Genomic DNA, 21,150 nt, shown 5'->3' on the forward strand with positions numbered 1-21,150 from the left:
AACGTCCCAGGAAACAGGCCTGACACCACCGCCCGCCGCGGCCGAACCGAGATGCGCGGACGCGTCGAGGCTTCCGGATCGTCGACTGTCCAGATCGAGCTTCCCGATCGCCGTGTCGGGATCGAGACGTCGCGCCCAAGTCCGTGAGACCGGGAAGGGGGGATCGTCAGGCCAGCTTCGGGTCTCGGCCGGACAAGCCCCAGGCCCGTTGGTCGTATCCGCCGGCCTCGTGGATCACGTCCGGATGCGGATCGACTGGGCCCGGAGAGAACGGCCCCAGATCCTCCGGGATCGCGGGGCTCTCGGAAGCGTGATGGACCGGGACCGGTGCGGCCTGCCTCACCTTCGGGGCAAGCTGCGAGCCGGTGCCGGTGCCATCCTCCGCGGCCATCTCAGCGGCCAGACGCTCGGCGACGTCCAGGGCTTTGCCGATCACGTCGGCCTGCTGGCAGACCTCGTGCTCGTCGATCCGGCAGGCCTGATCCTCGGACCACCACCGCCCGTTGTCCATCTTACGGATCAATTCGGTGAGGCGTCGTTGCTGCAAGGTCAAGGCTTCGACCGCGCGGGGACAGACCATCTCGGTTTCCTTCTCGCCATGGCCTGAGCGGGCGTGAGGCTCGCGTCGACCCTATGGGCGTGGCCCTCACCGTAGATCCTGGACCGGAATTTCCTTTGCGGTGGATCAAAGACCTCGCCTTCGCCAGCCCCTAGGTTCGCCGAATACCGGAAAATCCCCTCTTGACCGGGGCGGCTCGCATCCCCGTCCGCGAAGAGTTCGCGGTCGCCGGGCCATCTTGCATCGCCAAGGAGACCATGATGTCCCACGACACCAGCTTGCAGCATCGCGTCACGGCCGAACTCATCTGGGACCCGGCGGTGACCTCATCGGAGATCGGCGTCACAGCCAAGGACGGTGTCGTCGCGCTGACCGGCCAGGTCGGGAACTATGACGAGAAGCTCGCCGCCGAGGCCGCCGCCCATCGCGTGCGGGGCGTGAGGGCCATCGTCCAGGAGATCGAGGTCCGCGTACCATTCGCCCTCAAGCGGTCGGACGAGGAGATCGCGGCGACCGCCGTCTCACGCCTCGCCTGGAACGTGGCCGTGCCGCCGGACCGGATCTCCCTGACGGTGTCGAAGGGCATCATCACCCTGACCGGCGCGGTCGACCGCCACTTCCAGTCCGAGGCCGCCGAGCGGGAGCTGCGTCATCTCTCCGGCGTGGTGGCGGTGGACAATCGGATCACCGTCCTGCCCCAGGTCGACGTCGCCGACGTGAGCGCGAACATCAGCGAGGCGCTCGACCGGTCGTGGCTGTTCGATCCCGCGACCGTCACCGTCACGGCCGACGGCGGGATGGTCCATCTCGGCGGGACGGTGCGCACCATGCAGGAGCGGCGCGCGGCGGTGGGGGCGGCCTGGGCCTCCCCGGGCACGACCGCGGTCGACAACCGCATCAGCGTCGTCTGACGGAAGCGCGCCCTGCCGGACGATCCATGCTCGTGTCGGGATTCGACACCTCCTTGGCATCGGCGACGACACGAAGTGCGCGGTCGTTGACGCTTGGAATGGTGGTCTGCAGGTTGAGTTGGCCGATGCGGGATCAGCGTCTAGACACTGCCGACGCGCGATCTCGGGCGCGAGACCGTTGAGCACGCGCTGGCGGCGATCGTTCTCGGCAGCGTTGAAGCCGCGCAGCACGACCTCCGGGTCGGCGCGGCTTTAGAACCGTTCCCGATCGCGTTGCGACGGGGAACGGCTCTAAGTCTTTGATGTAACGCGCTCGCTTACGCCGAACCGGTATCCACTTCGGCGGCGAGTGCTCTAGTGCGTGATGCCCAGCACCGGCATTGCCCCAGTTTGTGGCTGGTGCTCACTTTACGTGAATCAGGTGGCGGATTGACGTGAGCCGGTGATCGCGTGAACGGCGCTCCGCACCGTGGAAGGCATGTACAGTCCCGTCGCCATCGCCGAGTGGCGCATCGAGCGCATCGTCGAGCAGGATCCGGACCGCCTCGTCATCCCGACGCGACGGCGCGGGCGGTGCGCGTTTGCTAAATGAGCTGAGAATGCCGGCCAACCGCGCAACTGTGCTGCGGCTCAGCAGGAGCTACGGAAACCAAGCCATCCCCGTCGCGGACTCGACATCCGCTGCAATATGTTGGCGACGTCGCACAACCTTGTTTGGGAAGAGCCGCAACTTCGCCGAGGAACAGTCTCCGAATCGCTTTCCGTTCTCTCGTCGGCGATCGAAGCGGCGCTACCGGACAGCACAACATTGACGTCGGTCGATATGCGCAGGCGGCGTTTGATCTCGACAGGCCGCTGGATGTCGAGATCAGCGACGTGAAGCGGCGAGGCAGCGGTCACCAGGGAACACGCCTCTTTCGAACAGGCGCAACGGTGATGACCCGATGGTGACCAAGGCGACAACGCCAAGTGCCTTCGCACCCGGCGGTCGCAGGATAATTCTGATATGTCTTAGAAAACTGGAGCGGGCGAAGGGATTCGAACCCTCGACCCCAACCTTGGCAAGGTTGTGCTCTACCCCTGAGCTACACCCGCTCACTAGTGCCTGGCCGCCTGGACTTCCGTGCCGGCGGCCCCCGGCGGCGCTCTCTAAACACCATTCCGCCGGGCGACGCAAGCACCTCTTTTGCGGTTCGTGTCGATTCACCAGTCCGGGTCTGGTGGGAGCCCCCGGCGGATCTCCCGGAGCCGGGCCACGGTCGCCCGGGTGGTGCCGTCGGGGAGCGCGTCGGCCGGGAAGAACCCGAAGGCGGCGATCTCGCGATCGGGGGTCTTGGCCCGCAGCACCGCGAAGGCCGGCAGCACGAACACCGCGACATGGTCACGGGGCGCCGCCCCGGCGTTCCGGTAGAGCCCGTGCAGGCGCAACGGCGCTTCCGGGACGATCTCCGCCTCCTCGCGGAACTCGCGCTCCATGGCGGCGATGGCGGTCTCGCTGCGCTCGACGCCGCCGCCGGGCAGGTGCCAGCCGCTGACATAGGTGTGGCGGACCAGGGCGACCCGGCCGTGCGGGTCGAGGGCGACGCCGCGCACGCCCAGCGTCATGCCCCGGGATGCGAGCGCCCCGAGGTGGAACAAGCGCCGCAGAAACGGCCGGTCGAGGAGCATGTCTGGCGCGATCAGACGACGTCGAGGGTGATCTCACCCAGGCCGGCGATTGCCGCGACCATGCGCTCGCCGCGCTTCACCGGGCCGACACCGGAGGGCGTGCCGGTGAAGATCAGGTCGCCCGGCTGCAAGGTGAAATAGCGCGACAGGTAGGCGACCTGCTCGGCCACCGACCAGATCATGTCGGCGAGATCGCCCCTCTGGCGGGTCTCGCCGTTCACCGCGAGGGTGATCGACCCCTTGGCCGGATGGCCGATCGCCGAGGCCGGAAACAGGGCGCCGATCGGGCCGGAGCCGTCGGCCGCCTTGCCGAGGTCCCAGGGCCGCGACAGTTTCTTGGCCTCGTCCTGGAGATCGCGCCGCGTCATGTCGAGGCCGATCGCGTAGCCGTAGACCTGGTCGAGGGCCGACTCCACCGGGATGTCGCTGCCGCCGCCAGCGAGCGCGGCCACCAGCTCGACCTCGAAATGGTAGTTTTCGGTCTGGGGCGGGTAGGTGTGCGGCGTGGGCTCGGCGCCGACGATCTGCAGGGCGTCGGCCGGTTTCATGAAGAAGAACGGCGGCTCGCGATCCGGGTCGGCGCCCATCTCGCGGGCATGGGCGGCGTAGTTGCGCCCGACGCAGTAGACGCGGCGTATCGGGAACAAGTCGCTGCTGCCGGCGATCGGCAGGGCAATGCGGGGCGGGTTCTGGATGGCGGAAAGCATCGCAACCTCTGCAAATGGTGCGCCCTGATCCGGGCGCGTGGCCGTCCCTGGCGTGGGTAAGGGTTGTAAGGCGTGCAGGGGCCTGCGCCATCCCGGCGCTTGCAAGGCCCACGCCCTGGTCTACAAAATTTTGCCGATGATGCCCCCAGCCCTCACCCACGATACGCTGCTCAGCGCCCTGCGGGACGGGCTCGGCGCGCGGCACGTGCTGACCGAGGCGGACGATCTCGCACCTTACCTGGTCGAGAGCCGCAAGCTGTTCACCGGCTCGGCGCTCGCGGTGCTGCGGCCAGCCAGCACCGAGGAGGTCGCCTTCGCGGTCCGGGCCTGCACCCAGGCCGGCATCGCGGTGGTGCCGCTGGGCGGCAATACCGGGCTCACCGGCGCCGGCATCCCGCAGGGCGGCGTGGTCCTGTCGCTCGAGCGGATGAACCGCGTACGCGCGCTCGATCCGGTGGATTCCACCATCACGGTCGAGGCCGGGATGATCCTTTCGGAGGTGCAGGACGCCGCCGAGCGCGCCGGCCTGCTGTTCCCGCTCTCCTACGCGTCGCGGGGCTCCGCCCGGATCGGCGGCGGCATTGCCACCAATGCCGGCGGCATCGCGGTGCTTGCCTACGGCAACGCCCGGGACCTCGTCCTTGGGCTGGAGGTGGTGCTGGCCGACGGGCGGGTGTGGAACGGGCTGAAGGCGCTCCGGAAGGACAATGCCGGCTACGACCTGAAGCAGCTGTTCATCGGCTCCGAGGGGACGCTGGGCATCGTCACCGCGGCGGTGCTGAAGCTGTTTCCGCGGCCGCGCTCCACCGGCGTCGCCTTCGTGGGGCTGGATTCGGCGCGCGCCGCCCTCGATCTGTTCGTGGCCCTGCGGGCGCGGATGGACCGCGACCTCACGGCCTTCGAATACCTGCCGCCCTTCGCCCTGGAGATCGTGCTGCGGCATGTCCCCAGCACGGTCCGGCCGCTCGCCGGAGACCACGGAGCCTACGCGCTGATCGAGGTGTCCTCCGCGCGGCCGGAGGCCAACACACGGGCTGAGCTGGAAGCCGCCCTCGGCGCCGCGCTGGATGCCGGATTGATCGCCGACGCAGTCATCGGGTCCAGCGGCGCTCAGAACACGGCGCTCTGGGCCCTCCGCGAGGGCGTGCCCGAGGCTCAGACCCGCGAGGGCGCCTCGATCAAGCACGACGTTTCGGTGCCGCTCTCGAAGCTGCCGGCCTTCCTGGAGCGGGCGAGCGCGGCCTGCGTCGCGGCGATGCCGGGTCTGCGTCCCTGCGGCTTCGGCCATTTCGGCGACGGCAACATTCACTTCAACCTGACCCAACCGGCGGCCATGGACCGCGCTGCGTTCCTGGCTGAATGGGGCCGGTTCAACCGCATCGTCCACGACATCGTGCACGAACTCGGCGGCTCGATCGCGGCCGAGCACGGCGTCGGCCTGATCAAGCGCGACGAGCTCGCGCATTACGGCGACCCGGTCGGGCTCGACCTGATGTGGCGGGTAAAGGCGGCCCTGGACCCGGCGGATCTGATGAACCCAGGAAAGGTTCTCTGAGCCTGCTGGCCCGGACGCTGCCGCTCTGGCCTAGGGGGCGATGGTTTCAGCTTGGTGCGACCCGGTTTCGACCGATTTTGTTGAAAAACGCGAAGGCGGTGCTTCGAGCATCGCTCAGGGCAATGCGTCGGAGAACGTTGATCCCCTGCTGGGGGGTGCGATCTCACGCACGCAGGTGTTTCTTGCCAATTCAACGATAGCAATGTCTCGCGCCATTATGATTCGCGATGCGGCTTCGGCGTGGCCCCGAGCTTTTTAACAAAATCGTACCCTGAAAGCCTAGAAACAGACTGGAAGATTTCCGCCCGATCCGGTCGTAAGTCGCTGGCTCATGAACAGCCCGAACAGGGACCCTCCGAAAGCCTGCAACGGGTAAGAGCTCGATGTCACACGGTTCGGGCATCGAGATCCGTGCACCGTATTGGATCGGTCGAGAACTTACGCCGAGAGTGCCATCGGCACATCGGTGTCCACCAGCCGCTGCGGCCGCCCAATCAGGTAGCCTTGAATGGCGTCGAAGCCGATCTCGCGCATGAGCTCAAGCTGCGATAGCGTTTCCACGCCTTCGGCCTGGATAACGACGTTCAGCGCGCGTGCGATATGCGTGATGCCTTCCAGCACCGCCTTCGAGTGCCGGTCCGTTTCGGCCGTCGCTACGAAAGAGCGGTCGACCTTGATCCGATCGAGCGGCAGGTCGCGTAGATGCGCGAGCGACGAGTAGCCCGTGCCGAAATCATCCATCGCCACCGTCACTCCGAGTCGGCGGATGGCGTCCAGCATCTGCGCGATCTTGCGCCCGTCCTCGACGATCGCCGTCTCGGTCAACTCGATCTCCAGCCGCCGGGCCGGCAGCCCGCTCCAGGCCAGCGCCTGCACGAGGTCGGACAGGAGCGAGGGCGAGCGGAACTGGACCGGTGAGACGTTGACCGCGACGTAGACATCGCCCGGTAATTGCGCGGCCTGTCGGCAGGCCTCCCGCAAAACCCAGGCTCCGATCGGATTGATCTGCCCGGTCTCCTCCGCCAGCGGAATGAACCGGGCCGGGGAGATAGACCCGAGCGTCGGGTGGTCCCAACGGAGCAACGCCTCGTAGCCGATGATCCGGTCGTCGGCGAGCGCGACCACCGGCTGGTAGGCCAGATGCATTTCCCCACGCTCGATGGCGGTGCGCATATCGGTTTCGAGCTGGGCTCGATCGGAGACCATCTCCAGCATGCCGTGGGTGTAGCAACTCGTCCGGCCCCGACCGTGCCGCTTCGACTCGTAGAGCGCGATGTCGGAGAACTGCATGAGTTCAACGGCGTCGCGGGCATCATCCGTGCAGCACATGCCGATGCTGCAGCCGACCGACACGGTGAGTTCCCCGATCCCGAACGGAATGGCAAGCGCCGCGATCACCTCGGCAGCGACCGCCATCGCCTGGGTCTGATCGCCGTAGACAAGCACCGCCATCTCGTCGCCGCCCAGCCGCGCCACGAACCCGTCCGGTCCCGCAATCCCCGTCAGCCGTTCGGCAACTTGGACCAGGAGATGATCGCCGACCGCGTGGCCGTAGGTATCGTTGACCTGTTTGAACCGATCGAGATCAATCAGCAGGAGCTTGAAGCGTTGTTTGGGAAAGAAGTCCCGTTCCAGCCTGGCATTCAGTGCGCGGCGGTTGGCGAGCTTGGTCAGGGGATCGCTGAAAGCGAGTTCCGCGATCCGCCGTTGCGATTCGCGTTCCTTGGTGACGTCGTCGAAGGTGATGACGCTGCCGCCTTCCTCAATGGGGCGGATCTCGACCTGCATGATACGGCCGTCATCCATGAAATAATCGATCTGGGTGAAATTTTCGATCCCGCGCCATCGATCCACCCGTTTGCGCGCCTCATCCCGCCGTTCGAAACTCCAACCATGGTGATCGCCGACGTGCTCGATAATCTGGTCCGCGGTCAGACCCGTCAGCTTGGTATCGGCTGTGAAGCCATAGATCTCGAGATAGCGCCGATTATACAGACGCACCCGGTGAGAGCCGTCGAGATAGATCAGGCCGTTCGACATGTTGTCGAGAGCGGTCCTCAGCACCGCCGAATGGGCGCGTTCTTGTGCCTCGAAGCGTTGTGCCGTCAGGATGGTCAGGAACGCTCCCAGGAACAGCACACCGGCGCCGATCGCCACAAAAATGCTGAGCGTGATGTTTTCGTGCGGCAGGCCGTCATATTCGGCGACGCGTCCCATCGTCGTGCCGGCGATGGCGACAAAGTGGGTGCCGCCAACGGCCAGGGTGAAAAGAGCGCACACCACGCGGGACGTGGCCAGACGCGGCGGCAGCGCACAGGCCAGCGCCAGGCTGCAGCCACCGATGCTCGCTGCCAGAGCGTTCATGGATGACGAATGGGTCTGTCGGCATCCCTCGATCGCGGCCATGCCGATGTAATGCATTCCGCCGATGCCCAACCCCGCTACCGCACCCGCAAGGGCCCGCGCGCGCCAGGACCGGAAAACCGGTGCGAGGCCGAGCGGCAAGCCTACGACCAAGATGGCGGCGAGCGCCGACAAGATGGTCATGTTGCCGGCAAATCCCAGCATCATGTCGGGCCGATAGCCCAGCATAGCGATGAAATGGATTGTCCAGACACCGAGTCCGGCGACGACCGCCGTTCCCGCCAGCCAACCCGATCGACGCATCGGACCCACCTCGGCCACCTTCCGCATCAGCGCGGCGACCAACCATCCCGCCACAAGGCAGATGGCGAGAGCGGTGACAACAAATCCGAAAGAATGGTCGGTAGCGAACCAGACGGCACTGTAGATCATAGGCTGCCTTTACGTACCGATCTCTCAAACCGGTGTGAAAGAAGACGATGAAAAGATGGTTCAGATCGTGGCTATAGAAGACATACGCGTAACAAGAACGTGATGAACTGCGCCCAGGCCCACCGTCCTGGAAAGGCTGTCCGCGGAAGCGCGGCCGGTCACGGGCGAACGCGCCTGCGATAGGCAGCGACCGTTAAAACATGCGGCACAGCAGGCGAGGCTCCGCAATCGTCCCGACGGACCCAGCATAGCCGTCTGCACGATCGAGCTCGTATGGAAGGACTTCTCGCCTGCCGATTCCGGTTTCTCGTCGTCGCGCGCCCGAACGTCTGAGCGGCGTCGCGAGCAGACGGGACTGCGGCATCCGCGTCTTCGTGTGCGATGACCACGACCGCATCACCGCCTCCCGCACGCTCATCACGGCATTGGAGCTGAAAGGAGGGGGGTGCCACGGTTTCCTGGCGAACGTTGTCACCCGTCCCGAGCTTCGAGGAGACAAGCATGGTCGTGCCGTCGGCGCCGCGTCGGCCCGAGCCTGGGCCGACGATTGCCGCCGCGTGCCGATGCAAAATGGGCGTGCAGACCCGTGGGTCGCCGATGTCGCCGAGCGACTTCGATTGCCTGTCCAGGACTGACCGCAACCGTCCGATGCGGGTCCCCAGGTCACCGACCCAGGATCTGGTTCGAACCGTTCAGGTCACATTAGAGCGGGAACACCGCCAACCGCATCTCAACAGCAGGACATGAAATTTGTGCGGCGCGCCATAATTCGGCACGGCGGCGGGTGCAGGAGTGGCCGCAACGGCACGGTTCGTCGCCACCGGACTGGGCGTTAAGCGACTGCTAACGCTTCGGGCCGACCCTCATTGCAGACATCGGGGACACCCGCGCCCATCCAGGCACGGTCTTTGCTCAGGAACCATTCATCTCGCATGTGCGAGATCAGAGATGAGCCGTCCACCGACAGACAGCCTTTCCCTTTTCTGGAGACCGACGGAATGCCTACCTCCCAGGCCCGCGTGCAGACCGCCGAGGCCAGCCGCTACCTGCAGCAGCTGTGCCGGCACTGGAGTCACAAGTTCAAGGTCGAGGCGACTCCCGAGCACGGCACCGTGCCGTTCGGCGAGGACCGCGTCTGCACCTTCGACGCCGAGCCGGACGCCCTGGTGATGCGCATCGACAGCGCCGACCCGGTGAATCTCACCCGGCTCGAGAACGTGGTGGCCGACCACCTCGCCCGTTTCGCCTTCCGCGAGAGCCTCGGCGACATCCGCTGGTCCCGCGCCGCCTGATTTTTTTGGGCGATCGGTGTGGCGTTGATGCGTCGCAAGCGGGGCCGTCCGGCGCCAGATCGGACCGGTCTTCTCGTCTCAAGAACGTCTCTCGGCCGGTTGCTGGCGTAGGCTTTGCAGCCATGGTGGGCCGCGCGCGACAGCGTCGGCGACCCCGGAATACGAGAGCGGGACGACGGGATGAAGCGACGCACCCTGTTGCAAGGCGCTGGCGCCTTGATGGCCGGAGCCCTGGCGCGACCCGCCCTGGTCCGGGCGGCCTCGGCCACGACGCTGCGCTTCGTACCCTACGCTGACTTAGCGCTCCTCGATCCGATCATCACCACCAACTACGTCACGCGCACGCACGCGCTGATGGTGTTCGACACGCTCTACAGCCTCGACGCATCCTACCGCGCACAGCCGCAGATGGTGGCGGGTCACGACGTGTCGCCGGACGGCCTGACCTGGCGCCTGACCCTGCGGGACGGCCTGCGCTTCCACGACGGTGCACCGGTCCGTGCCCGTGACGTGGTGGTAAGCCTCAAGCGCTGGTCCGCGCGCGATGCCTTCGGCGGCGCCCTGTTCGCTACGGTGGACGAGGTATCCGCCCCGTCCGACACAACGGTGCAATTCCGGCTCAAGCGGCCGTTCCCGCTCCTGCCGGACGCCCTGGCGAAGCCGACCTCCTACCTGCCGGTGATCATGCCCGAGCGGCTAAGCGCGACGCCGGCCACCCAGGCGGTATCGGAGATCGTCGGCAGCGGTCCCTACCGGTACGTCCCGTCCGAGCGCGTGCCAGGCTCGCTCAACGTCTACCGCAAGTTCGAAGAATACCGGCCGCGCCAGGACGGCACGCCGAGCTTCACCGCCGGGCCGCGGATCGCGCATTTCGACCGGGTCGAGTGGCGCACCATTCCCGATGGCGCCACCGCGGCGGGGGCGCTCCGCTCGGGCGAGATCGACTGGTGGGAGCAACCCCTGGTCGATCTTGTGCCCGACCTGTTGCGCCAGCGGGACGTGCGCGTCGAACTCGTGGAAAGTGCCGGCCTGATCGGCCAGATCCGGCTCAACCACACCCTGCCGCCCTTCGACAACCCGAAGATCTGTCACGCGCTGCTGTCGGCGGTGGACCAGACCGAGATGATGGATGCCGTCGCCGGCAGCGACCCCGCGATCAGCCGCGGCCCGGTCGGCATCTTCACCGCCGGCGGCCCGATGGCCTCGGATGCCGGCATGGGCGTGCTCACCGGCCCGCGCGACCTCGCCGCGGCCAAGAAGGCCCTCGCGGCGGCCGGCTACAACGGCGAGCGAGTCGTGCTGCTCGCCGGCACCGACGTGCCGCGGATCAACGCGGTCTGCGAGGTGATGGCCGACCTCTGCCGCAAGCTCGGGATGAACCTCGATGTCGTCGCCACCGATTGGGGCACGGTGAACCAGCGGATCCTCAACGCGAAGCCCCTAGACCAGGGCGGCTGGTCGATGTTCGGCATCTTCTCCGGCGGCCTCGACATGATCTCGCCGGCCTACCACCTCGCGGTCCGCGGCAACGGCCGCGCCGGCGTGCCGAGCTGGCTCACCGACGCACCGCTGGAGGAACTGCGCAGCGCGTGGTTCGCGGCCCCCGACTTCGACCGGCAGAAGGCGCTGGCCGCCAAGATCCAGGCCCGGGCCTTGGAGGTCGGCGCCTACATCCCCTGCGGCCAGTATTTCCAGCCCACCGCCTACCGGCGCGATCTGGAGGGCATGCTGACCGGCCTGCCGCTGTTCTGGAACCTGCGCCGGTCGGCGTGAGCCCTCATCCGATCGCCATCAGGCTGGCATTGCCGCCCGCGGCCGCGGTGTTGATCGCGGTCGAGCGCTCCTCGACGAGACCGGGCAGCGCGTAGAGATCGCCTGCCGCGAGCGCTTGGGGCGTGCGGGCCTGAACGTTCAGGATCGGCCCGGGGCGCTCGGCCAAGGCGCGATTGAACGCCTGCAAGCCTGCGGCATCGCCCTCGTACAGCACCGCTCGAACGTCCCCGGCCTGTGCGAGGTTGGCCGCGCGTTCGACCCGGGCTGCGACGTCGTCCGGAAGATCGGTCAGGGCCTCGAAGATCCGGTCCGGGCACAGCACAACGGCGCGGTTGCCGGTGGATAGAATTGCGCCGAGCTGGAGGAGCAGCCCGCACTCCGTCTCGGCGATGGCGGCGACGCGCCCGCGTGGGTGCAGGGCGTAGAGATTGCGCTCGCCGACCGGTCCGGCCAGCTCGATGTCGGCGCCCTGGATCGAGCGCATCGCCGCGACGGGCTCCGCGAGCGGGCCGTGTCCACGGGATCGCAGCCACGCGGCGTAGCGTTGGATCGGGCCGTCTTCGCCGGCCAGCCCGTCGAGGGCGGCGGCCGGCGGCCGCTTCAGCAGGCGGCCGAGATAGAGCGGGCCGCCGGCCTTCGGCCCGGTGCCGGACAAGCCGGACCCGCCGAAGGGCTGCACGCCGACCACCGCGCCGATGACGTTGCGGTTCACGTAGCGGTTGCCCGCGCCGATGCGGGCCAGAACCCGGTCGGTCGTCTCGTCGATGCGGGTGTGGAGGCCGAAGGTCAGGCCGTAGCCGGTGGCGTCGATCGCGCGCAGCAGCCGGTCCAGGTCCCGGCGGGCATAGCGCAGGACATGCAGCACCGGACCGAACACTTCCTGCGCGACATCGGCCACGCGGGCGATCTCGACGAGCGTCGGCGGGACGAAGGTGCCGTATGCCGCCTCGGCCGGCAGCGGGACCTGGTGGACCGGAAACCCGCGTGCCCGCATCGCGGCGATATGTGCGTCGAGGCGCTCGGCCGCCGCTCGGGTGATGACCGGACCGACATCGACCGCGAGCCGGCGCGGATCGCCGACCACCAGTTCGCGGATGGCGCTCCTGAGCATCGCGAGGGTGTGGTCGGCGATCTCCTCCTGCAGGCACAGGATGCGCAGGGCCGAGCAGCGCTGGCCGGCGGAATCGAAGGCCGAGGCGATCACGTCTCCGACCACCTGCTCGGCCAGGGCGGACGAATCGACCACCAGGGCGTTCTGGCCGCCGGTCTCGGCGACGAGCGGGACCGGCTCGCCGTCGCGGGTCAGGCGTTCGGCCAGGCGGCGCTGGATCGTCTTGGCGATTGCGGTGGAGCCGGTGAACATCACCCCCTGCACCCGCGCATCGCCGATGAGCGCCGCGCCGACCTCGCCCGGGCCGGGCAGGAACTGGAGCGCGTCCTCCGGGATGCCCGCCGCGTGCAGTACCCGGATCGCCTCCGCTGCGATCAGCGGCGTTTCGGCTGCCGGCTTGGCCAGGACCGGGTTGCCGGCCGCCAGGGCGGCGGCGACCTGCCCGACGAAGATCGCCAGTGGGAAATTCCAGGGCGCTATGCAGACGATCGGGCCGAGGGGCGCATGCGTCCCGTCGAGGGTCCGCTCGGCCTCGGCCGCGTAGTAACGCAGGAAATCCACGGCCTCGCGGATCTCCGCCACGGCGTTGGCGAAGGATTTCCCGGCCTCGCGCACGATCAGCCCGATCAGCACCGGCATCCGCGCCTCGAAGGCGTCGGCTGCGGCGCGTAGGCAGGCGGCACGGGCCTCGGGTGCCGTCGCGCCCCAGGTCTCGGCGGACGCGTCTGCGCGCGCGACCGAAGCCTCGATCTCAGCGGGCGATGCGGAACGGACGCTGCCGACCCCGTCGCGATGATCGGCTGGATTGCGGACCGGCGTATCGGCCGAATCGGGATCAGCCCCGGATGGCACGGCCCGCCACAATGTCCGGCCGCTCTCGTCCAGATGTTCGGCTAGCAGCGCAAGGACTGCCTCGTCGGCGAGGTCGAGCCCCGCGGCATTGGAGCGGTCCGGAGCGTAGAGATCGCGCGGCAACGCGATCCGTTCATGCGGTGCGCCGGGAACCGGCATCGCTTCGACCGCTGCTACCGGATCGGCGATCAGTGCCTCTACAGGCACGGCGGCGTCGCCGACCCGGTTCACGAACGAACTGTTGGCGCCGTTCTCCAGGAGCCGCCGGACCAGGTAGGCGAGAAGGGTCTCGTGGGTGCCCACCGGCGCATAGATGCGGCACGGCCTGTCGAGCTTGTCCGGCCCGACCACGGCCTCGTAGAGCGGCTCGCCCATCCCGTGAAGGCACTGGAACTCGTACTGGCCGAGCCGAAAATCCGGCCCCGCCATCTCGACGATGCTGGCGAGCGTCTGAGCGTTGTGAGTGGCGAATTGCGGGAACACCGCGTCCGGCGCCGCGAGCAGCTGGCGCGCGCAGGCGAGATACGACACGTCGGTGTGCAGCTTGCGGGTGAAGACTGGGAAATCCGGCAGTCCGTCGACCTGCGCTCGCTTGATCTCGCTGTCCCAGTACGCACCCTTCACCAGGCGGACCATCAGCCGGTGGCGGCTGCGCCGGGCGAGGTCGACGAGCCCGTCGATGACGAACGGGCAGCGCTTGCCGTAGGCCTGCACGACGAAGCCGAGCCCGTCCCAGCCGGCGAGGTCCGGGTCGAAGGCCAGGACCTCGAGGATGTCGAGGGACAGGTCGAGCCGGTCCGCCTCCTCGGCGTCGATGTTGAGGCCGATGTTGTAGCGCCGGGCGAGGCGCGCCAGGTCCCGGACCCGGGGCGCCAGCTCGGCCATCACGCGCACGCGCTGGGACCTTGTGTAGCGCGGATGGAGCGCCGACAGCTTGATCGAGATCCCCGGCCCCCGGAGGATCCCGCGCCCGGCCGAAGCCTCGCCGATGGCACGGATCGCCGCTTCGTAGGCGTGCAGATAACGTTCCGCATCCTTGGAGGTGACCGCCGCCTCGCCGAGCATGTCGTAGGAGTAGGTGAACCCCTTCGCCTCCACGCGCTTCGCGTTGCGCAACGCTTCGGCGATATCGCGCCCGGTGACGAACTGCTCGCCCATCAGCCGCATGGCGAGGTCCACCGCCTTGCGGATCAGCGGCTCGCCGCCGCGGCCGATCAGCCGGGTGAGCGCCGCCGACAGGCCGGTCTCGCTGCGCGTTGCCGCGAGCCGGCCGGTGACCAGCAGGCCCCAGGTCGCGGCGTTCACGAACGGCGACGAGCTGTGGCCGAGATGGGCCGCCCAGTCGCCGCCGGCGATCTTGTCCCGGATCAGCGCGTCGCGGGTGGCGGCATCGGGGATGCGCAGCAGCGCCTCCGCCAGGCACATCAGCGCCACGCCCTCCTGGCTCGACAGGGCGTATTCATGAATCAGCCCCTCGACGCCGCCGTGCCGAGGCTGGCGGCGCAGGGCCTCGACCAGACGGCGCGCGGTGCCTGCGACGCGCCCGGCCGCGTCGGGGGACAGGCGCGCGCGATCGAGGAGCGGCGCCATGCATTCCGGCTCGGGCCGCCGACAGGCCGCGACCATGGCGGCCCGGAGGGGCGAGAGGGTCGTCACCTCGGCCGCGAAGTCCGCGAACGGGTGGCCCTCCTCCGCCGAGGGACGATCCAGAACGCCTGATCGCGGCATGGTTGGTCCCTTGAGCTGCGGCAACGCGAGGCCGTCGCGGACCAAGCTACGTCGGTTGCCGCGGATGGTTAAGGGGGCGCCAAGCGACGCCGGGCCGCGCCCGGCGATCTCATTCGCCGCGGTCCCGGCGCGGGATCCGCGCGCAGGTCCGGGCGATCCGGACGACGAGACGGTGCGGCTGCCAGCGCCATGATACAGAGGCGGCCATGACCGCGATCCTGATCTATGGCGCCACGGGCTATACCGGCATGCTGCTCGCCGAACACGCCGCCGCGCAGGGCCTGCGCCCGATCCTGGCCGGGCGCGACCCGGAAAAGCTGCGGCCGCTCGCCGCCCGGCTCGGGCTCGACTGGCGGGCTGCCCCCCTCGACGATCCGGGCCGCCTCCGGGAGGCGCTCGGCGGCATCGCCGCAGTGATCCACGCGGCCGGACCGTTCTCGAAGACCGCGCTCCCGATGGCCGAGGCCTGTCTCGCTGCCAAGACGCACTACGTCGACATCACCGGCGAGATCGACGTGCTGGAATCGCTCGCCGCCCGGGATGCCGACGCCAAGGCGGCGGGCATCGTCCTGCTGCCTGCGGCGGGATTCGACGTGGTGCCGAGCGATTGCCTCGCCGCCCACGTCGCGAATCGGCTGCCCGGCGCCACGCATCTGCGGATCTCGATCGGCGGATTCGGTGGCTTCAGCCGGGGGACCGCCCGTACCATGGTCGAGGGCATCGCCTGGGGGACGCGGGTGCGCCGGGACGGCCGCATCGTCGAATTGCCGAGCCCGCCCCGTGGCAACGCCGATTTCGGCCGCGGCGCCCGGCGCACCGTCGGGCTCGGCTGGGGCGACGTGTCGAGCGCGTGGTATTCGACCCGGGTGCCCAACATCGCGGTCTATTTCGAGGCCTTCCCCGCCATGGCGGCGGCCGCGGGATTGCCCGCCGGTCTCAGGCGGATCATCGCCGGCGGCACGGCGCAGCGCCTCATCAACCGCGGCATCGACCGTCTGCCGCCGGGGCCCTCCGAGACAGCGCGGGCGACGGCGCGCAGCACCTTTTTGGCCGAGGCCTGGGACGCGTCCGGCAACCGCTCGGCGAGCCGCATGGAAACCCCCGAGGGCTACACGCTGACGGTCCTGACCGCCCTGGAATCCGCCCGACGCGTGTCCTCCGGAGCCGTGGCGGCCGGGTTCCAAACCCCGGTCACCGCCTTCGGGCCGGATTTCATCTTGGGGTTTCCGAACGTCGTGCGGACGGATCTCTGAGCGGCCTTCGCATCACACCGTCGCGCCGAGCTGCCACGGCGCGAATTCCGACGATCCGAAGTCGAACTGCTCGCTCTTGGTCCGCTCACCGCTCGCCACCCGCAGGATCAGCTCGAAGATCCTTTGGCCCGCCTGCGCGACGCTTTCCTCACCGTCGAGGATCGTGCCGCAATTGACGTCCATGTCCTCCTCCAGCCGCCTGTACATCGCCGAGTTGGTGGCGATCTTGATCGACGGCGACGGCTTGCAGCCGAACACGCTGCCGCGCCCGGTGGTGAAGCACACGAGGTTCGCGCCGCCGGCCACCTGCCCGGTCGCGGAGACCGGGTCGTAGCCGGGGGTGTCCATGAACACGAAGCCCTTGGCAGTGACCGGATCGGCATAGCGCACCACGTCGACCAGGTTGGTGCTGCCGGCCTTGGCCATGGCGCCGAGCGACTTCTCCAGGATCGTGGTCAGGCCGCCGGCCTTGTTGCCCGGCGACGGGTTGGCGTCGATCTCCGAGCCCTCCCGGCGGGTATACTCCTCCCACCAGCGCATCAGGTCCACGAGCTTCTGGCCGACGAGCGGGCTGACCGCGCGCCGGGTGAACAGGTGCTCGGCCCCGTAGGTCTCGGTGGTCTCCGACAGGATCACCGTGCCGCCGTTCTCGACAACGCGGTCGCTGGCGATCCCGAGCGCCGGGTTGGCCGAGACGCCGGAATAGCCGTCCGAGCCGCCACATTGGAGGGCGAGGATCAACTCGCTCGCCGGCACGGTCTCCCGGCGGACCACGTCGGCCTCGGCCAGAATGCCGCTGACGAATTCGATGCCGGCCTCGACGGTCTTGCGGGTGCCGCCGAGCGACTGGATGTTCATGCTGCGGATCCGGTCGCCGAGGCCCTGCTCTTCCAGGAAGGCGCCGATCTGGTTCACCTCGCAGCCGAGCCCGATCATCACGATGTGCGAGAAGTTGACGTGCCGGGCATAGCCCGCGAGCGTCCGGCGCAGGAGCTTCAGCGGCTCGCCCATCGCCATGCCGCAGCCGGTCTTGTGGGTCAGCGCCACGACGCCGTCGACATTCGGATAGGGGGCGAGCGGATCGAGGCCCAGGATCGGGTGGCGCCGGAACGCGTCGGCGATCAGGTCGGCGACGTGGGCGCTGCAATTCACCGAGGTCAGGATGCCGACATAGTTGCGCGTCGCCACCCGCCCGTCCGGGCGGCGGATGCCCTGGAAGGTGGCCGGCGGCGTGATCAGCCGGGTGGGCCGGGCATCGACCCCGAAGGCGTAGTCGCGGGCGAATTCGCCCATGCCGAGGTTGTGCACGTGGACATGCCGGCCGGCGGCGATGTCGTCCTTGGCGAAGCCGATGATCTGCCCGTACTTGGTCACCGCCTCCCCGGAGCGGTGCGGGCGCACCGCGACCTTGTGGCCGGGCGGGATCCGCTCGGCGGCGGTGACGCCCGGGGCCACCGGTGTGCCTGGCTCGATCGCGGCCCTGGCGACCACGACGCCGTCGTCCGGCCGCAAGGTGATGACGGGATAGGCGGACATCGCTTGCTCCTGAAGACCTGGGCCAGACGTGTCGTTGTGGATCATGGGGCTCACCGGGCAGCCTCGGATTGCAGGGCCGGCGCTCCGGCCTCCCGGACCGGCAGCGGCGCGATCTCGCCGACGACGAACAGGTAGATAACGGCGCCGAGCAGGCAGAAGCCGCCCGCGACCATCAGGGGGATCGCGAACGAGCCCTGCGTGATCGTCAGCATGAACCCCGTGAAGGTGGTGGTCACGATGCCGGCGACGTTCGAGGCGAAGTTCTGGATGCCGCCGATCGACGCGACATGGGCTGGCGTCGGCGCCACGTCTCCGGGCAGCGCCCAGATCGAGGCCGCCGTGAAGGCCAGGCTGCCATAGGCCACCGCGAAGCACAGCAGCGCCACGTAGACGTTCGGGGCGATGATCGACAGGGTGATCACCGAGGACATCAGCATGCCGCCGACCAGGCAGGTCTTGCGCGCCGCCGTGAGGCTCCAGCCCCGCCGGTAGAGGGCGTCCGAGGCGAAGCCGCCGAGCCAGCCCGCCGGGATCGAGGCCAGCGCCGGCAGGCTGCCGAGGGTGCCGAGCTCGGCGAGCGAGAAGCCCCGGGCCTTCACCAGGTAGGTCGGGAACCACGTGATGAAGAAGTAGATCACGAAGTTCAGGCAGAAGAACCCGGCCATCATCCCCCAGATGGTCCGGTAGCGGAACAGTGAGAGCCACGGCACCTGCTCCTGGGCGTCGACAGCCCCGGCCGCCTGCGGCCGCTCCTGCGCCGCCCGGAGCCGGGCCAATTCCACGGGCGAGACATCGGGGTGGTTTTCCGGCTCGCGGTAGAGCCACATCCAGACGATCGCCCAGACGAAGCCGAGCAGGCCGGTGACGATGAAGGATTCGCGCCAGCCGAGGGTGGCGATGATCCACGCGACCATGGGGATCGCCAGCGCCGAGCCGACCCGCGAGCCGCTGTCGAAGATGCTGCTGGCGAAGCTCCGCTCGCTGCGCGGGAACCAGGAGGCCGCGACCTTGGCAAACGACGGGTAGGCCCCGGCCTCGCCGACGCCGAGCAGCATCCGCAGGCCGAGCAGCGAGAGGAAGCCGCGTCCGGCCGCGGTCAGCGCCGTGCACAGCGACCACCACGTCACCGCCACCACCAGCGAAAGACGCGGTCCGACCCGGTCGGCGACGTAGCCGAAGGGCAGCTGCATCACTGCGTAGGTCCAGAAGAAGCCCGACAGGATCAGACCCATGTCGGTAGCGCTGAGTCCCAACTCCTTCGACATGGCGGGCGCGGCCACCGCCAGGTTGGCGCGGTCGATGTAGTTGATGGCGTTGGCGGCCATGCAGAGGCCGATCATGAGCCAGCGCAGTCTGGGCATCGTATCCTCCCGGATTTCGGCGCGGCGTCCCCGTTATGGCCGGGGTATCGCCGCCGGCGTCGCGTCAGTCGCGATAGGCGTCCCCGTCCAGCCCGTGCGGCCGGCCTGCGGCGAGCAGCGTCTCCCAGACCGGTTCCGGCAGCGGCACGCCCTCGGCGATGCGCTGCGCCCGGGTGCGGCGCTCCGGCTCGCCGGGCAGCAGCACCTCGGCGCCGGGCATCGGCCGGGCGCTCTTGAAGAACTCGAGATAGGTCCGGGCCTCGTCGGCCATGGCATGCTCGGTGCCGAACACTTTTGGGGTGACGTAGATCGACAGCATGCCGTTGCAGATCCGCCGCCGGCCCGGCCCCGCGGTGCCGGAGCCGGTGAGCGCGCCGGCGAGCAACTCGCACATCAGCGCCAGGCCCGAGCCCTTGTGCTCGCCGAAGGCACGGATCGCGCCCGCGCCCCGCTGGTTGTCGCGCTCGACCCCGTCGAGGGGGCCGAACAGGATCGCCGGATCGCTGCTCAGCCGTCCGTCCGGCTCGACCAGGGCGCCCTCGGGGAGCGCCTTGCCGCCCCGCGAGGCCACCAGAACCTTGCCCTCGGCCACCAGGGAGGTGGCGAAATCGAGGATGATCGGCTCGGCCCCCTGCACCGGGAATCCGGCCGCGAACGGCGCCGTGGAGAAGCGTCGCTCCACGGAGCCGAACGGCGCCACCAGCAGGCTGCCCGCCACGTTGACGAAATGCACCGAGACCAGCCCGGCTGCGGCCGCCCGCTCGGCCCATTCGCCGATCCGTCCGAGATGCCCGGCATGCCGGAGGGCGATGACCGCGACGCCGTTGTCCCGGGCCTTGGCGATGCCGAGATCGGTGGCGAAGGGGCCGGCGGTCTGCCCGAACCCGTAGCCCGCATCGACCAGCGCGAAGGACGGGGCGTCGCTGACGATCTCGGGCGTTCGGCCGGCTTCGACCTCGCCCTCCCGCAGCCATTCCACGTAGCGCGTGACGCGGACGACCCCGTGGCTGTCGTGGCCGGTGAGGTTGGCGGCGACGAGAAAGCGGCCGATCCGCTCGGCCTCGTCCGCCGCGCAGCCCTCGCGCATGAAGATGTCCCGCACGTAGGCGGACAGCCTGTCGGCCGCGATCCGCATCGTGGTTCCTCCCTGGGCCGCGCCTCGCAGGGCGCGTGCCGAACGAGTCTAGCGCCGCCGCCGCCGCCGGGCGAGCGCCCCGGGTGACGCCGGGGCCGCGATGTCGTCCGGTCGGATCAGGAAATCTCGCGGACCAGCTTGGCGATGAGCGCCCGGCCGAAGGCCTCAAAGCTCTCGGCCGTCATGACGAACGCCCCCTCGCCGCCGATCACGGTCTCACGATAGTAGGCGGCGAGCCCGTCGGGGGGATTGGTGTGCTCCTTCAGGTAGCCCGGCATCCCGAAGGGGTCGGTGAGGATGACGATGCCGTTGACCGTCGTGCCCAAGGCCACCGCGGCGTCCCGGGCCTCGGCGATCGCGCGGCCGGAATTGCTGGTCCCGTCGCCGGAGATGTCGATGACGGTCCGTTCGGCGCGGTAGGGCGAGCGGTCGAGCAGCATGGAGGCGAAGCCGATCGCCGATCCGATGGCGGTCCGGCCGTAGAACGGGCGCGTCACCGCGGCGAGGCGCGCCGCGAAGGTGGCGGCATCTGCGGCCGAAGCAATGATCATCCAGTCGACCGCGACCTGCTGTTCCCCGGGGCCTGCCCAGTCGAACAACGCCACCGCGATGCGCCCGCGCTTGCCCTCGGCGATCGCCCGCAGGACGTGCGGATTGCCGAAGGCTTCGGCGTAGCCCTGCCGTTCCAGATCGAACCGGGCCGCGCTGATGCTCAGCGAGACATCGACCGCGAGCACGAGGAGAACGTCGACCCCGGTCTCGGCGGCGGCGGCCCGCCGGCCCGCCAGCGACAACGCGGCGAGCATCCCAGACAGCAGATGGCGTCGCCGCATGGCCGACACTCGGTGATGGGCGCCCGCACGGTACGGCCGACGGCCTCACGCATGCAACGAGCCTGCCGCCGCGGTGGTTC

General features: G+C 68.9%; 14 protein-coding genes and 1 tRNA gene. 5 read left to right on the plus strand and 10 right to left on the minus strand.

Translation table 11 applies throughout. The annotated features are described in order from the left end of the window. Nucleotides 1-166: 166 nt before the first annotated feature. Nucleotides 167-580, minus strand: coding sequence for a hypothetical protein (locus tag MKL11_RS24355; protein WP_243948015.1), 414 nt, complete (start codon nt 578-580; stop codon nt 167-169). A 161-nt stretch (nt 581-741) separates the two neighbouring features. Between MKL11_RS24355 and MKL11_RS24360 the strand changes: the two genes are divergently transcribed. Continuing rightward, nucleotides 742-1,470, plus strand: coding sequence for a BON domain-containing protein (locus MKL11_RS24360; protein ID WP_243948017.1), 729 nt, complete (start codon nt 742-744; stop codon nt 1,468-1,470). A 1,020-nt stretch (nt 1,471-2,490) separates the two neighbouring features. Here the strand turns inward: MKL11_RS24360 and MKL11_RS24365 are convergent. The 3 genes from MKL11_RS24365 to MKL11_RS24375 form a co-directional block, all read right to left on the minus strand. After that, nucleotides 2,491-2,565: transfer RNA gene (locus tag MKL11_RS24365), tRNA-Gly, on the minus strand. Between the two features lie 108 nt (nt 2,566-2,673). Beyond that, nucleotides 2,674-3,138 carry an NUDIX domain-containing protein gene (locus MKL11_RS24370; protein ID WP_243948019.1) on the minus strand — a complete coding sequence of 155 codons (465 nt, stop codon included), beginning with the start codon at nt 3,136-3,138 and terminating at the stop codon, nt 2,674-2,676. 11 nt (nt 3,139-3,149) lie between these two features. After that, entirely contained in the window at nt 3,150-3,845 is a 696-nt protein-coding gene (locus MKL11_RS24375) for a fumarylacetoacetate hydrolase family protein (RefSeq protein ID WP_243948021.1), read from the minus strand. Nucleotides 3,846-3,984: 139 nt separating this feature from the next. Here MKL11_RS24375 and MKL11_RS24380 point away from each other — a divergent pair, with 139 nt between their 5' ends. Next, on the plus strand, nt 3,985-5,400 hold the full coding sequence (locus MKL11_RS24380; RefSeq protein ID WP_243948122.1) for an FAD-binding oxidoreductase: 1,416 nt from the start codon (nt 3,985-3,987) through the stop codon (nt 5,398-5,400). A 438-nt stretch (nt 5,401-5,838) separates the two neighbouring features. Here MKL11_RS24380 and MKL11_RS24385 read toward each other — a convergent pair whose 3' ends face one another. Next, nucleotides 5,839-8,196 (minus strand): EAL domain-containing protein, encoded by a 2,358-nt coding sequence (locus MKL11_RS24385; protein ID WP_243948023.1) that lies wholly within the window; start codon nt 8,194-8,196, stop codon nt 5,839-5,841. Nucleotides 8,197-9,194: 998 nt separating this feature from the next. Here MKL11_RS24385 and MKL11_RS24390 point away from each other — a divergent pair. After that, nucleotides 9,195-9,488 carry a DUF2218 domain-containing protein gene (locus tag MKL11_RS24390; RefSeq protein ID WP_039902563.1) on the plus strand — a complete coding sequence of 98 codons (294 nt, stop codon included), beginning with the start codon at nt 9,195-9,197 and terminating at the stop codon, nt 9,486-9,488. 180 nt (nt 9,489-9,668) lie between these two features. Next, complete coding sequence (locus MKL11_RS24395) at nt 9,669-11,261, plus strand: ABC transporter substrate-binding protein (protein ID WP_243948025.1); 1,593 nt, start codon at nt 9,669-9,671, stop codon at nt 11,259-11,261. 4 nt (nt 11,262-11,265) lie between these two features. Here the strand turns inward: MKL11_RS24395 and putA are convergent, their stop codons facing one another. Next, on the minus strand, nt 11,266-14,952 hold the full coding sequence (gene putA / locus MKL11_RS24400; RefSeq protein WP_243948027.1) for a trifunctional transcriptional regulator/proline dehydrogenase/L-glutamate gamma-semialdehyde dehydrogenase: 3,687 nt from the start codon (nt 14,950-14,952) through the stop codon (nt 11,266-11,268). Nucleotides 14,953-15,158: 206 nt separating this feature from the next. Between putA and MKL11_RS24405 the strand changes: the two genes are divergently transcribed. Beyond that, on the plus strand, nt 15,159-16,205 hold the full coding sequence (locus MKL11_RS24405) for a saccharopine dehydrogenase family protein (RefSeq protein WP_243948030.1): 1,047 nt from the start codon (nt 15,159-15,161) through the stop codon (nt 16,203-16,205). A gap of 12 nt (nt 16,206-16,217) precedes the next feature. Here MKL11_RS24405 and MKL11_RS24410 read toward each other — a convergent pair whose 3' ends face one another. The 4 genes from MKL11_RS24410 to MKL11_RS24425 all read right to left on the minus strand — a co-directional run bounded on the left by MKL11_RS24410 (nt 16,218) and on the right by MKL11_RS24425 (nt 21,070). Further along, nucleotides 16,218-17,741, minus strand: coding sequence for a UxaA family hydrolase (locus tag MKL11_RS24410; protein ID WP_243948032.1), 1,524 nt, complete (start codon nt 17,739-17,741; stop codon nt 16,218-16,220). A gap of 50 nt (nt 17,742-17,791) precedes the next feature. Beyond that, nucleotides 17,792-19,102 (minus strand): MFS transporter, encoded by a 1,311-nt coding sequence (locus MKL11_RS24415; RefSeq protein WP_243948035.1) that lies wholly within the window; start codon nt 19,100-19,102, stop codon nt 17,792-17,794. Nucleotides 19,103-19,166: 64 nt separating this feature from the next. Further along, nucleotides 19,167-20,237, minus strand: coding sequence for a malate/lactate/ureidoglycolate dehydrogenase (locus tag MKL11_RS24420; protein WP_243948037.1), 1,071 nt, complete (start codon nt 20,235-20,237; stop codon nt 19,167-19,169). A 116-nt stretch (nt 20,238-20,353) separates the two neighbouring features. Continuing rightward, entirely contained in the window at nt 20,354-21,070 is a 717-nt protein-coding gene (locus tag MKL11_RS24425; protein ID WP_243948039.1) for a DUF1194 domain-containing protein, read from the minus strand. Between the last annotated feature and the right edge of the window lie 80 nt (nt 21,071-21,150).

Source organism: Methylobacterium sp. J-077, assembly GCF_022829365.1.
GTDB lineage: Bacteria > Pseudomonadota > Alphaproteobacteria > Rhizobiales > Beijerinckiaceae > Methylobacterium.